We start from the raw sequence: 12,342 nt of genomic DNA on the forward strand, positions 1-12,342 counted from the left end.
AGTGGGTGGGTCCGACAGTGTGCTGCAACACTTCCTGTACGGGAACACTGAGCTATCCGTGTTCGTCAGGCAAGAGGGTGTGCCTCGCACCCGGTGATGTCATACGACCCATTGAAAGGCCTCTGGACCGATGCGTTCGACGCTTACCCGCGGTGCCACCACCGCTCTCCTGCCCACTCTCGGCATGCTGGTCCTGGCCGGCTGTGGTGGCGGCGACAGCAGTGGCAGCGGTACCCCCTCGCCGAGCGCCCCGGCCAGTACGCCGACGTCGACCCTGCCGACCAACACGCCCACCCCGGGCGCGCCGAACACCGGCTCCCCGTCGAACACCGCGGACCCGTCCGGCGAGACCGCCGACGTGACGATCACCGTCACCGTTGCCAACGGCAAGGTGAACCCGAGCGGCGCGACGATCAAGGTGAAGGCCGGCCAGACCGTCCTGGTCACCGCGACCAGCGACGCCGCCGAGGAGTTGCACATCCACGGGTACGACAAGGAGCTCGAGCTCACCCCGGGCAAGGCCGCGTCGGTGAAGTTCACCGCGAACATGAAGGGCACCTTCGAGGTCGAGACCCACAAGAGCGGCAAGCTGGTGGCCAAGCTCGTCGTCTCATGATGTTGCCCCTGCACGGGATCGGGGGGCGTCAGGATCTGCCGGTTCCGTTCGGGCTGGCGGTCGGGGGCGCGGCGGTCGCGGTGGCGGTGTCGTTCGTCGTGCTCGGCCTGGCCTGGCGGAGTCCGAAGTACCGCGGGAACGCGTCCGGCAAGCCGTTGCCCGCCGCAATCACCCGGACCGTGGACGCCGGCTGGTTCCGCTGGATCGTCCGGGTCGTCGGGCTGGCGACCTTCCTGTACGCGATGGTGTCGCTGATGTTCGGCGTGGACCGGCTGACGAACCCGATCTTCGGCTTCATCTACATCCTGGTCTGGGTCGGTCTGGTACCGATCTCGATCGTGCTCGGCCCGGTCTGGCGGACGCTGAACCCGCTCCGCACCATCCACCTGCTGCTCTCGAAGCTGCTCCGCCAACCGCCGTCGAAGGGCCTCCTGGAGCTGCCGCGCTGGGCGGGACTCTGGCCGGCCACGCTCGGCATCTTCGCGTTCACCTGGCTCGAGCTGGTCGCCCCGGACCGCGCGACCATCCCGGTCCTGCAGGCCTGGATCGCGCTGTACGTCGTGATCACGCTGTTCGGCGCGATCCTGTTCGGGGACCGGTGGTTCGCGCAGGGCGACCCGTTCGAGGTGTACGCCTCGTTGATGGCGCGGCTGTCCCCGTGGGGCCGCCGTACCGACGGTGCGCTGGTGGTGCGGCGCCCGCTGGAGAACCTCGACGGGCTGAAGGCTCAGCCCGGACTCGTCGGGATGGTCTCCGCGCTGCTCGGCTCCACGGCGTACGACGGGTTCTCGAACTCGTCCGCCTGGATCGGCTGGGCGCAGAACCAGGACATCTCGATGACCTGGCTCGGCACCGGCGCGCTGATCGTCTTCATCCTGTTCGTGCTCGGCACGTACTCGGGCGCGACGGTCCTCGCGGGCCGGTTGTCGGACAGCTCCCGTACGGCGCTGCCGGGCCTGTTCGCGCACTCCGTCGTACCGATCGCCTTCGGGTACGTCGTGGCGCACTACCTGACGCTGTTCATCCTCGAGGGCCAGCGGACGCTGATCTACCTGAGCGACCCGCTGAGCAACGGCGCGAACGTGTTCGGCACCGGTCTGCTCGCGGTGAACACCGGCATCACCAACCACAGCACGATGATCGCCGTCATCCAGGTGCTCGCGGTCGTCTGCGGCCACCTCCTGGGCGTCACCTCGGCCCACGACCGCGCCGTCGCCCTCTTCCCCCGCTCCAAGGCCCTGGCCGGCCAGCTCCCCCTGCTGGTGGTGATGGTCGGCTACACGTGCGGCGGGTTGTTCCTACTCTTCTCGTCCTGAGCTCTTCGTGAGACCGCGGCTCGTGACGACGAGGAGGATGAACGCGATCATGCCGACGATCAGGTGCGAGTTGCCCGGGATCGACTGCCAGAACGTCCAGCTCAGCTCGCGGTCGTCGCGGTACGGGACCCACCAGATCGAGCGCAGCACGAACAGGCCGTAGAAGAGCACCCCGGTGACGACCGCCGGGTTCAGGCCCCAGACCCGGTTCACGCCGCGGATCAGGCTGACGCCGAGCGGGATGATCCACACCCAGTGGTGGCTCCACGAGATCGGCGACGCGTACAGGACCGCGAGCGCCATCACGGAGATCGCGGTCACCCGCTCGTCCGCGAGCCAGTACTTCCGGGCCAGCCAGAGCACGGCCAGCCCGAACACCGCCGACAGCACGAACCAGGTCGGCTGCACCCAGCCCGCCTGGTTGCCGATCCGGTGCAGGAAGCCGTTGAACGACTGGTTGCCGGTGTACGCGATCCCGCCGACCCGGTTCGCGTCCAGGATCACCTTGGTCCAGTAGTGCCAGGACTGGTGCGGCACGATCGCGAACCCGATCGCCATCGTCGCGAGCAGCCCGAACACCGCGTTCCGCAGCGCCCGCCACTGCTTCGTGACCACGAGCAGCGCGAGGAACGGCAGCGGGGTGAGCTTGACGCCGATCGTGACGCCGACCCAGAACCCGCGCAGCCTGGTGTCGTTCGGGCGCACCAGGTCCAGCAGGATCATTGCGGTCAGCAACAGGTTGATCTGGCCGAACTGGATCGTCTGCCAGACCGGCTCGAGCAGCAGCGACAGGACCGTCAGCGCGACCAGCACCGCGGTCCGCTTCCGCTGCGTCACGAACGACCAGAACGTCTTGGTCAGGCTGGTCCGCCACAGCGCGGTGATGCACAGCACCGAGATCGTCGTCCAGGCGACCAGCGCCGGCGCCCACGGTACGGCGGCCAGCGGGACCATCGCGATCGCCGCGAACGGCGGGTACGTGAACGGCAGCCCCGAACCGCCGGGCAGCTTCGCGTCGTACAGCGACCCGCCGTGCAGCAGCACCGAGCCGCCCATCCGGTACACGCGCAGGTCGATCATGCCGCCGAACAGGCTGCCGATCCAGGCGCCGAGCGCGACCAGCACGGCACACGCCAGGATCGCGATCAACGTACGCCGGCGGCCGGCCGGCCGGACTGGAGAAGAAGGAGGGGTGGTCACGGTCACGTCAGGTCGGCTCCGAACAGGTCTTCCAGCGCTCGCCGGGTCTCGTCGTACTCGGTGTGGAGAATCGCGGTCATCCCGACCGCGCGGGCGCCGTCGACGTTCAGCTGCAGGTCGTCGACGAAGACACATTCGGCCGGTTCCAGCCCGAGCCGGCCGGCCGCCAGCCGGAAGATCTCCGGTTCGGGCTTGCGCAGCCCGACCTCGCCGGAGATCACCACGTCGTCGAACATCCCGTCCCAGGTGTCCCGCGGGTACGTGTTGCCCCAGGAGTTCGACAGCAGCGCGGTCCGGATCCCGCGCTGGTTGACTCGGCGGACCAGCGCGGCCATCGCGGGCTGGTGCTCGAAGTGCGCGAACATCCGCTCGATCAGCCCCTCGGCGGGCACCGGCGTACCGTCGCGGCGGACCAGCAGCGAGGCGAGCTTGCGCTCGAAGTCGGGCACCGCGATCTGGCCGCGCTCCAGCGCGTGCACCGGGTTCAGCTCCGCGGTGACGTTCTCGGACGGCAGCCATTTCAGCACCGCCTCGAGGTACGAGTCGAAGTCGAAGTCGTCCAGCTCGGCCCAGCGGCGCAGCGCGGGCTCCAGCCCGGAGGTGAGTACGCCGCCCCAGTCCACCAGCAGACCACGCACCTCGACCATGGCGGCCAGCCTACTCAGGCCGTGGGTGCGCTCACCCTCCCGACCCTGGATCTCACGCAGCGTGGTCAGCGCGTGTAGTCGATGCTGACATCGCCCGACGAGGTCCGCGCGGTGATCGTCCGGGCCGCGTTCGGGTCGCTCTTCACGTTCGCCGACCGGTCACCGGAGGACGTCTCGGTGTCGAGCTTGTACGTCGTGTCGCCGGGCGGCAGCTCGATCGACACGTTGCCCGAACTCGCCTTCGCCTCGACCGACTGCGGTACGGCGGTGAAGTCCAACGTCATGTTGCCCGAACTGCTGTGCGCCGCCACCGCCGTCGACGTCAGGCCGTCGGCGTCCACGTTGCCGGAGCTGGACCGCAGGTCGAGCGGGCCGCTGACGTCGTGCACCTCGATGGTGCCCGAGCTGGTCTTCAGGTCTGCGCCGGCCTCGAGCCCGGACACCGTGACGTGTCCGCTGCTGCCCTCCAGCGTCAGCTTCACGTTCCGCGGGACGGTCAGCACGTAGCTGGTCTTGCAGCCGAACGACAGGAACCCGCAGCCGCCGGTGTCCAGCTCGAGCCGGCCGTCGTTGTAGCTGTCCTTCGGGTCCGAGCCGAACACGCTCCGCTCGAACTGCCGTTCCACCTTCACCTCGGTGCCGTCGCCGGGCCGCACCTCGATCTTCGCGGACGCGGCCTTCACCGTCAGCTCGGTGCCCTGCACGGGATAGCTGCCCTGACCGGTCTTCGTACCGTCGGTGAGTCCGGTGAGTGCCCAGTACGCGCCGCCGAGGATCAGGGCGACCGAGATCGCGATCCCGTACCGCCGCTGGTTGCTCATCGTGCCCTGCGGGCGGCTCTGGACGTCAGACATGCCTCAACCTTCTCAGCTCGACGCCCCGCTGTCGGTCGGGATCTCCCCCGGATTGACCCTGAGCTTCACGCCGGCACTGTGTGGAATGCCTCCGCGACTTCAGCGGCCAGTTGCTGGAAGGCCTTGCGGAGCTTGCTCGACTTCGCGGCCTCCGCCAGGCTGCGCCCGTGCGCCATCGCGGTGTCGGTGGCGTTCAGGTCGTACGGCAAGAGCGTTACGCGGTCGATCCCGGCGTACTGCCGCAGGGCGTCCGCCGCCGCCTCGCCCGGTGAGCCGCCGAGAGACCCGGACCGGAGCCGGTTCACGACCACCCGGAGACCGACCGACGGTACGACGGCGCGCACCTCGTGGACCGCCCGGATCAGCCGGGTCAGGCCGACCGGGTCCGCCGTACCGACGACGACCACCTCGTCGGCCTCCTCGAGCGTCGACACCGTCGCGCCGTTGCGGCGCGGGGCGAGCGAGTCGAACGAGATCTCCTCGTCGGTCTCGATACAGAAGCCGGCGTCGACGACGGTCAGCGGCGCGAGCGTCCGCGCCGTCGCCCAGATCGACTCGACCGCGGCGGGCCGCAGCTCGGTCCAGCGGTCGGCGCGGCTGAGGCCGGACAGCACCAGGAGGTGCGGGTTCACCTCGCGGGTGTGCCGGGCCAGCATCACGGTGTCGAGGGACCCGTTCGACGCGGAGCGTGCCGCGGCGGCCAGGCCGGAGGTCTCGTCGAGCAGGCCGAGCAGCTGCGCGACGGTCCCGCCGTACACGTCCGCGTCGGCGAGCAGCGTCGGGACCTTGCGCAGCGACAGCTCGGTCGCCAGGTTGACGGCCACCGTCGACCGGCCGGGGGCGCCGGTCGGGCCCCAGACCGCGATCACCCGGCCGGTGCCCTGCGGGAACGCCGGCGGCCGCGGGTTCGCCGCCTCCTCCGGGGTCAGCGGCACGAACCCGCCCGCGAAGTGCGAGCTGGCGACCGGTGGGCCGGACTCGACCGCGTCGGCGACCGCGCGGCCGAGGTCCGCCGGGCTGACGTCGGCGGGCAGGATCCGCTCGATCCCCATCCGGGCCAGCCGGTCCTCGGCACCGAACGGCGCACCGGTCTCCAGCGGGTCGACCAGCGCCAGTACGACGATGCCGCGCGAGTGCAGGGCGGCGACCGCATCCGAGGACAGCCGGGCCATCGCGTCCGCGACCAGCACCGCACGGGCCTGCCCGCTGGCGGCCGCGGCCATCACGTCGGCGAAGTCCACGCAGCGCCGGACGACCCGGATCCCCGGGGCGTGCTCGGCCCGCCGTACGACATCGGCCTCCCACGGGGCACCCGTGACGGCCAGCAGCACCGGGATCGACATCAGCCGGCCTTCCGGACCAGGGTCGGCTCGCCGGCGTTGATCGCGGCCAGCGAGGACCCCATCCGGCTCTGGTCGGCCGACGAGAGGTCGATCGTCACCTGCCGGCGCGCGGAACCACCGGCAACACCCTTCACCGAGTCGACCTGCAGCACGCGGACGCCGGTCCACAGCTGGGACGCGGGATGGCCTTCTTCTTTGGGCACGACCCAGACGTCGACGACGTCGCCGACCGCGATGTCCGGCGGCAGGTGGCCGGTGGCGACCGACAGCGGCATCTCGGTGCGGTCCTTGTCGGACTTGGGGACCGCGGCGTCCTTCGGGACGAACTCGCCCTGCCCGACCGCGCGGCCGACCACCAGACCCTTCACGTCCGCGTCGGCGGACAGGTACTTCCCGGAGTCGTTGCTGCTGGTGAAACGCACCCGCACCGTGGTCAGGTCGTCGTCGGTCAGCGGGCTGCCGACCCGGAGCTCGTGCTTGGCCGCCCAGACCGTGGTCGTGTCGTCGGCCGACGAGAGCAGCTTCGCGCCGGCCAACGCGGTCACCGCGACCAGCAGGACGCCGAGCACCAGCCTGCCGTCCTTCCAGCGCGCCTTGCGGTTGCGTTGCGCCGGGGCCGCCGCAGCCCCGAACCCGCTTCGCACCTGTGTGTCGACCACGTCGTCTCCCCAGTCGATCGATCGTCTGTCGGCGGACATTCTGCCTGGTCCGCGAGCTGGCCGTGAACGGTCATCCACAGGCTGTCATGACCTGGGGACAAACTCGGTCATCCACTCGCCAACCGTGGCAAACTGAAGGAACCAGCCACTATGTGAAGGAGTAGGACGATGCCGGGTCCCCGTTTCCTCCAGCTCGCCGACGTCGCCGAGGTCCTGAACATCTCCGCGAACCAGGTCTACGCGCTGGTCCGCCGCGGCGACATCCCCGCCGTGAAGATCGGCGGCCGCGGCCAGTGGCGGGTCGAGTCCACGGAGCTGGAGAAGTACATCGAGCGCCTCTACACGGAGACGAAAACGTTCATCGACAGCCACCCGTTCGGCGAAGAGGCCGAAGCTTCGGAGGATGCCCACCTGTAGACCACCACTCGCCCGGCGGGCTGGCGCGGGGCGAGGCACGCACAGGAATCGAGGCTGTGAACAGGAAACGGGGACGGCGCACAGGCAATACCGGCTCTTGTGACGTCCAGTCCTGGGATTCGGCGGGAGACACGCCGTAGATGGTGACCTTGATCCACGACTCGCGGTTGCGGGTACCAGCCAGATGCCACGATTCGGCGTGGTGGTCTGGGTGAAGCGGTCCATCCTGCGGGCGTGCGGGTCTCGCCCGAGAGTTGGTCAGCGCCGGCGGAGTGCCCTGAGTGCCTGGGTGGGGACCAGGCGGACGTTGTAGACCTCGGTACGGCGGCGTGGCGCGTCCAGGGGGTGCTCGGCGATCTCGACGAAGTCGGCGCCGACGCGGTCGATCGTGCCGGTGACCGGGCCGCCGCCGCTGCAGAACAGCGTCACCGGTGACCGGTCGCGGGCGATCCCGCGGAGCAGATGCGCCAGGCCGAGCTTGCCCTCGACGGCGCCGACGGCCGGCTCGGCCCACGGCCCCAGCCGATGTACGGCGACCAGCGCCTCGGCCGGGATCAGCCACTCCTCGTAGCGCTCGGTCTCGATCAGCAGGCAGTCCTTTCCGACCCGGCTGAGCAGCCCGCGCACGGGGTCCGCGTCGTTCACCTCCACGCGGACGACCGTGTTCACCGCGCCGCGGAGCCGGTCCAGCACGGTGATCTTCCCGACCTCGGCGCGGATCCGGTCCGCCACCTCGCCATACAGATCTCCCTCCTGGAGCGCCTCGAACTGCGACTCCAGGTCCGCGAACAACGCATCCCACCGCATGACCGTGAACCTACCGGTCCCGGGTGCCGCCGTTCACCCTCCGCAGCGGAAACCGACGCAGCGTGCGTTAAGGACTTGCAAAGGCGGCCTAGTACCGGTCTATAGTGATCAAGCCAAAGCAAACTAACGCAAACTCAAAGGTCGGGAGCGAAGCGGGATGAATGCGATGATCCGGGCACTCAAAGGCATCCTCGCGGTGTTCGCACTGGCCGGCTTGGGCTGGCTGCTGCGGTGGATGACCGCCGGCTCGGTCAGCGGCCTGCGGACGTACGACCTCGACTCGCTGACCGTGCTCGCGGTCGGCACGGTCGCCTGGATCGCGTACATCTGGCTGGCGCTGGCCGTCGTACTGACGGTCCTGGAACAGGTCCCCGGCGTCGTCGGCGCGCTGGCGGGCGCGGTCGCGGGCCGCATCACCACCAAAACCGCCCGAGCGCTCCTCCGCTCCGGCCTAGGCGTCGCCGCCGTCACCCCCCTCACCGTCGGCGTTGCCCACGCCACCCCCACCGACTCGGCCCACATCCGCCACATCACCTCCGCCGAGGCCGCCTCCAGCCTGGAGATCGGCAACACCCCGCCCCAGCAGGGCACCTACCGCACCACCGAACAGGCCTCCCACCTGCAGATCGGCAACACCCAAGAAGCCGGCTACCGCACCACAGAGCAGGCCTCCCACCTAGAGATCAGCGGCACCCGACAGAGCGACTACCGAGCCACAGAGGCCGCCTCCAGCCTCGAGATCACCAGTACCACCGACGAGCGCGGCACTACCCGCCCCAACACCTACCGCTCGACCGAGCCCACCTCCAACCTCCACATCGGCCCCACCCAACGCACAGACACCACCCCAAGCCAGCGCACAGGCTCGACCACCAACCACCCCACGGACTCCAACACCGGCCAGCCGACCGGCGCAGACACCCCCACTCCCAACCAGCACCCGGGCACCCCGTCCCACCCCACCACCCAGCCCCCGGGCACGGGCACCCGCACGCCCCACCAGCCCACCGGCACCCCTCACCAGCCCACCAGCCCGGGCCACCCAACCCCCAGCAAGCCCACGGGCGGTACCGGTCAGCCGGGTGGGAGTGGGCGAGTTGGGGTGCCGGATCGGCCTACTGACGGCGCGCCCACCCGGTACACCGAGCTGCGGCCGGCCGTCCCCGTGAGTGTCGTCGTACGCGAAGGCGACTCCCTCTGGAGCATCGCCGCCCGCGAGCTCGGCCCGTCCGCCACCAACGAAGCGATCGCAGCCCGCTGGCACGACTGGTACTCCGCGAACCGTCACGTGATCGGGAACGACCCCGACCTCATCCTCCCCGGGCAGGTCCTCCGCACCCCGCCCGCACCTCACGGCGACCGCCTCCCGCCTCATCAACAGGAGCAGTGACATGAGCCAGCACAGCCTCCAGCCGGACGACCTCCAGCCCACAGCTCCCCTCACCGCCGTACCCACAGGCACCGAGGACCCCGCTGGTACGACGCGCACCCCCGCCGCCCCCGTCCTTCACCCCGCTCCCACCCCCGCAACAACCCCGGAGGCCCCCATGCCCACCAACCCCCTCCCCAAGCTCCCCGAACAAACCCCCACCACCCCAGACCTCACCTTGGTCCCCAACCCAACCGACACCACGGACACCACCCTGTCCGGCACACCTCAGATCCCGGCAGACACTTCCACGAACGCCCCGTCAACTGGCACCTCCACCAATTCCACAGCTGCTCCTACACACGAGCCGGACGCAACCATCACGGCTTCCTCGGCAGCTGGTATCCAGGCTGTTGAGCGCACGGCTGCCAAGCCCTCACCCGTCACGATCTCGCTGGTCGACAACGCCCCCGTCAGCAGCCCGACGGTTCAGGCGGGCGGCGGGTCGGAGTCGGAGATGTTCGAGGCGGTGACTCGGCCTCGGTTGCGGTCGGTGGGTGGGGACGGTGAGCACTTCGTGCCGGCGACCACGCGGTACGCCGGGCAGCTGACCGAAGGTGCTCTCGCGGTCCGTCTGCAGGCGATCACCCGGCTGGGCGTCTCCGCTCTCCCGCCCGCACCCGCAGGCGCGGTGCCTGGACGCCCTGACGGAGCCCAGGCACCGCTCAAGTCCGTCCCTAACCCCGACGACACCACCACTTCCACTCCCGACGCGGCCCACGCCGGCACACCCGTAGAAGCCGACGGCGGTACTGCGGCCGTCGGCGCTGCGGGCACGGGTGCTACGGCGGCGGATGCGGCTGGTGTGCCTGCCGGGCGGGCCGCTGTGGTTGCTGGGCGGCGGGGTGTGGTGCGGGAGGACGCGCCAGGGTTGCCTGATGCTCGGCTGTGGGGTGGGCGGTTGGCGCAGGCGGTGAGCGAGGTGCTCGTGGGGGATCGGCCGATCTCGCAGCTGGTGCGGTTCACCAACGATCGGGTGTTCACTGATCTGAACCGGCGGGTGCGGTTGCTGGGAATGAACACGACGGCCGTCGTTCGTGGCGCGGAGGAGAAGAGCACCGTACGGTCGGTGCGGGTGTTCATGCCGGAGCGAGACATCGCCGAGGTGGCCGCGCATGTACAGCACGGTGAGCGGTCGCGGGCCGTCGCCCTTCGGCTGGAAGTACGCCGGAACCGCTGGGTCTGCACCGCCCTTGAACTCGGCTGACACCGGCGCCAACTCTTTTCCGGTGTGGTGCGTCTCAGATTGCGCAATTTGATTGTGCTGCTGTTGTCACGCGGTCGGGGGCGCGGCGGCGTACGGTGACCGGATCGGATGTCGGGGAAACGGGTGGGTCTGTGAGCACAACTGTCACACCGCTGGATGAAGGTACGCCGAAGTCGTGGCGGATCGCGGCGGATGAGCTGAGTGACGCCGAGCGGGCGCGGGTGATGCCGGCGGTACGGCGGAAGCGGTGGAGTGAGCGGATCCGTCTGCTGTACCCGCTGGCCGTGCGCTACCACCGGGCCGTGAAGCGCGTCGAGTGGATGCGGTCGAACACGCCGTACGCCGGGACCCACGACGGCACCGAGCTGCCGGTGCGGATCAAGCGCCACAAGTCGTTGCTGCTGCGCCAGCTCGGGGAGACCGAGATGTGGATGCAGCACAACAAGGTCACGAACCTGAAGCTCGCGTGTGCGCAGGTGGACGGGCTGCTGATCCGGCCGGGTGAGACGTTCTCGTTCAACAAGGTGGTCGGCAACGCGACCCGCCGCAAGGGGTACCAGAAGGGCATGCGGCTCTCGAACGGGCAGGCGAAACCGGGGATCGGCGGCGGCATCTGCCAGCTCGCGAACCTGCTGCACTGGATGGTGCTGCATTCGCCGTTGACCGTGACGCAGCGGTCCACGCACAGCTTCGACCCGTTCCCGGACAACGGCCGCGTGCTGCCGTGGGGTGTCGGGTGCAGCATCGTCTACAACTACGTGGACCTGCAGTTCCGCAACGACACCGATCAGACGTTCCAGCTGCGCGTCGGCGTCGGCGACCGGTATCTGGAGGGCGAGATCCTCGCCGACGTGCCGGCCGCGTCGTCGTACCGGGTGTTCTCGAAGGACGAGCGCTTCCTCCGGGCCGGCGGCGACTACTTCCGGCGGAACGAGATCTGGCGCACCGTGATCGACCGCCGCACCGGCGCCGCACTCCGCGACGAGCTGATCCGCGAGAACGTTGCCCTGGTCAAGTACCTCCCGGTCGACGTCCCGGTCGTCGACGTGGAGTTGCCCTAGAAGCCATGCCCTGGAGCAACGAGCACCCATACTTCTCGAACTGTCGGTGCGGCGTTGCAGACTGGGATTGTGACTGTAGCTGTCGAGCCGTACCGGGAGCGTCCCGCGCGCGTCGCCGGGGCTGAGCTGTGGACGCGGACGGCCGAGGGTGGGGAGTTCCGGATCCTGCCCGACGGCTGCATGGACCTGTTGCTGATGGACGACGGCCTGTATGTCGCCGGCCCGGACAACCGGGCGTGGACCGGGAGCGCGCCGCGGGGCACGCGGTACGCCGGGGTCCGGTTCGCGCCGGGTGCCGCGCCGGGGTTCCTCGGCGTACCGGCCCGTGAGCTGCTCAATGAGCGGGTCCTGCTCTCCGACCTGTGGTCGCCGGCCAAGGCGCACCGGCTGCTCGACCGGATCCGCTCGGCGCCCGACCGTGCGGACGCGCTCGACCTGGAAGTGGCCCGGCTCGCCGAGGGACCCGCGGACGGGCTGACCGCGCAGGTATTGAACAGCGTCCGCAGCGGTCTGCTCCGCGGCAGCGCCGGCGTGTCCCGCCTGGCCGGGACGATCGGCCTGAGCGAACGGCAACTGCACCGCCGCTGCCTGGACGCCTTCGGTTACGGTCCGAAGCTCCTCGATCGCGTGCTGTGGATGAACGTCGCCCTCGACCACGCCCGCACCGGCGTCCCGCTCGCCGACGTCGCGATGATCACCGGGTACGCCGACCAGGCGCACCTGACTCGCGATGTGAAAGCCCTGACCGGACTGCCCCCGAAGATCCTGATCGGCTGACACACTGCT

General features: G+C 69.8%; 13 protein-coding genes. 7 read left to right on the top strand and 6 right to left on the bottom strand.

Features of this window, described 5'->3' with window-relative positions; all coding sequences use genetic code 11:
• Window positions 1–130 precede the first annotated feature (130 nt).
• The gene (locus ACFV9C_RS08545) at window positions 131–616 is read left to right on the top strand and encodes a cupredoxin domain-containing protein (RefSeq protein ID WP_380191764.1); all 486 of its coding nucleotides are present in this window, start codon (window positions 131–133) and stop codon (window positions 614–616) included.
• Entirely contained in the window at window positions 613–1,932 is a 1,320-nt protein-coding gene (locus tag ACFV9C_RS08550; RefSeq protein ID WP_380191766.1) for a hypothetical protein, read from the top strand. The genes ACFV9C_RS08545 and ACFV9C_RS08550 overlap by 4 nt, the downstream gene beginning before the upstream one ends.
• Here the strand turns inward: ACFV9C_RS08550 and ACFV9C_RS08555 are convergent.
• The 5 genes from ACFV9C_RS08555 to ACFV9C_RS08575 form a co-directional block, all read right to left on the bottom strand.
• Entirely contained in the window at window positions 1,915–3,138 is a 1,224-nt protein-coding gene (locus ACFV9C_RS08555) for a glycosyltransferase 87 family protein (protein WP_380191767.1), read from the bottom strand. The two genes, ACFV9C_RS08550 and ACFV9C_RS08555, sit on opposite strands and share 18 nt — an antisense overlap.
• Window positions 3,135–3,779, bottom strand: a complete 645-nt coding sequence (locus ACFV9C_RS08560) for an HAD family hydrolase (RefSeq protein ID WP_380191769.1) — start codon at window positions 3,777–3,779, stop codon at window positions 3,135–3,137. The genes ACFV9C_RS08555 and ACFV9C_RS08560 overlap by 4 nt, the downstream gene beginning before the upstream one ends.
• Before the next feature lie 65 nt (window positions 3,780–3,844).
• Window positions 3,845–4,633: a DUF4097 domain-containing protein gene (locus tag ACFV9C_RS08565; protein ID WP_380191771.1), complete on the bottom strand. Its 789-nt coding sequence runs from the start codon at window positions 4,631–4,633 to the stop codon at window positions 3,845–3,847.
• 65 nt (window positions 4,634–4,698) lie between these two features.
• Window positions 4,699–5,976: a CpaE family protein gene (locus ACFV9C_RS08570; protein WP_380191772.1), complete on the bottom strand. Its 1,278-nt coding sequence runs from the start codon at window positions 5,974–5,976 to the stop codon at window positions 4,699–4,701.
• Complete coding sequence (locus ACFV9C_RS08575) at window positions 5,976–6,635, bottom strand: SAF domain-containing protein (protein WP_380191774.1); 660 nt, start codon at window positions 6,633–6,635, stop codon at window positions 5,976–5,978. The genes ACFV9C_RS08570 and ACFV9C_RS08575 overlap by 1 nt, the downstream gene beginning before the upstream one ends.
• 168 nt (window positions 6,636–6,803) lie before the next feature.
• On the opposite strand from ACFV9C_RS08575, the gene ACFV9C_RS08580 reads away from it, so the two are divergent.
• A complete protein-coding gene (locus ACFV9C_RS08580; RefSeq protein ID WP_380191775.1) occupies window positions 6,804–7,052 on the top strand; it encodes a helix-turn-helix domain-containing protein in 249 nt (82 codons plus the stop codon).
• Between the two features lie 258 nt (window positions 7,053–7,310).
• Here ACFV9C_RS08580 and ACFV9C_RS08585 read toward each other — a convergent pair whose 3' ends face one another.
• The gene (locus ACFV9C_RS08585) at window positions 7,311–7,859 is read right to left on the bottom strand and encodes a hypothetical protein (RefSeq protein ID WP_380191776.1); all 549 of its coding nucleotides are present in this window, start codon (window positions 7,857–7,859) and stop codon (window positions 7,311–7,313) included.
• A gap of 166 nt (window positions 7,860–8,025) precedes the next feature.
• Between ACFV9C_RS08585 and ACFV9C_RS08590 the strand changes: the two genes are divergently transcribed.
• The 4 genes from ACFV9C_RS08590 (at window position 8,026) to ACFV9C_RS08605 (ending at window position 12,333) form a co-directional block, all read left to right on the top strand.
• The gene (locus ACFV9C_RS08590; protein ID WP_380191778.1) at window positions 8,026–9,249 is read left to right on the top strand and encodes a LysM peptidoglycan-binding domain-containing protein; all 1,224 of its coding nucleotides are present in this window, start codon (window positions 8,026–8,028) and stop codon (window positions 9,247–9,249) included.
• A 1-nt stretch (window position 9,250) separates the two neighbouring features.
• Window positions 9,251–10,495 carry an Rv3235 family protein gene (locus tag ACFV9C_RS08595; RefSeq protein WP_380191780.1) on the top strand — a complete coding sequence of 415 codons (1,245 nt, stop codon included), beginning with the start codon at window positions 9,251–9,253 and terminating at the stop codon, window positions 10,493–10,495.
• A 131-nt stretch (window positions 10,496–10,626) separates the two neighbouring features.
• Window positions 10,627–11,556: a VanW family protein gene (locus tag ACFV9C_RS08600; RefSeq protein ID WP_380191782.1), complete on the top strand. Its 930-nt coding sequence runs from the start codon at window positions 10,627–10,629 to the stop codon at window positions 11,554–11,556.
• A gap of 69 nt (window positions 11,557–11,625) precedes the next feature.
• A complete protein-coding gene (locus ACFV9C_RS08605) occupies window positions 11,626–12,333 on the top strand; it encodes a helix-turn-helix domain-containing protein (protein WP_380191783.1) in 708 nt (235 codons plus the stop codon).
• Window positions 12,334–12,342: the final 9 nt, after the last annotated feature.

Source organism: Kribbella sp. NPDC059898, assembly GCF_042730855.1.
Classification (GTDB): Bacteria; Actinomycetota; Actinomycetes; order Propionibacteriales; family Kribbellaceae; genus Kribbella.

Excerpts from the sequence above, each read along its gene's own strand:
- ACFV9C_RS08565 (WP_380191771.1), bottom strand. The coding sequence starts at position 4,633 with ATGTCTGACGTCCAGAGCCGCCCGCAGGGCACGATGAGCAACCAGCGG.
- ACFV9C_RS08545 (WP_380191764.1), top strand. The coding sequence starts at position 131 with ATGCGTTCGACGCTTACCCGCGGTGCCACCACCGCTCTCCTGCCCACT.
- ACFV9C_RS08580 (WP_380191775.1), top strand. The coding sequence starts at position 6,804 with ATGCCGGGTCCCCGTTTCCTCCAGCTCGCCGACGTCGCCGAGGTCCTG.
- ACFV9C_RS08590 (WP_380191778.1), top strand. The coding sequence starts at position 8,026 with ATGATCCGGGCACTCAAAGGCATCCTCGCGGTGTTCGCACTGGCCGGC.
- ACFV9C_RS08570 (WP_380191772.1), bottom strand. The coding sequence starts at position 5,976 with ATGTCGATCCCGGTGCTGCTGGCCGTCACGGGTGCCCCGTGGGAGGCC.
- ACFV9C_RS08585 (WP_380191776.1), bottom strand. The coding sequence starts at position 7,859 with ATGCGGTGGGATGCGTTGTTCGCGGACCTGGAGTCGCAGTTCGAGGCG.
- ACFV9C_RS08550 (WP_380191766.1), top strand. The coding sequence starts at position 613 with ATGATGTTGCCCCTGCACGGGATCGGGGGGCGTCAGGATCTGCCGGTT.
- ACFV9C_RS08595 (WP_380191780.1), top strand. The coding sequence starts at position 9,251 with ATGAGCCAGCACAGCCTCCAGCCGGACGACCTCCAGCCCACAGCTCCC.
- ACFV9C_RS08560 (WP_380191769.1), bottom strand. The coding sequence starts at position 3,779 with ATGGTCGAGGTGCGTGGTCTGCTGGTGGACTGGGGCGGCGTACTCACC.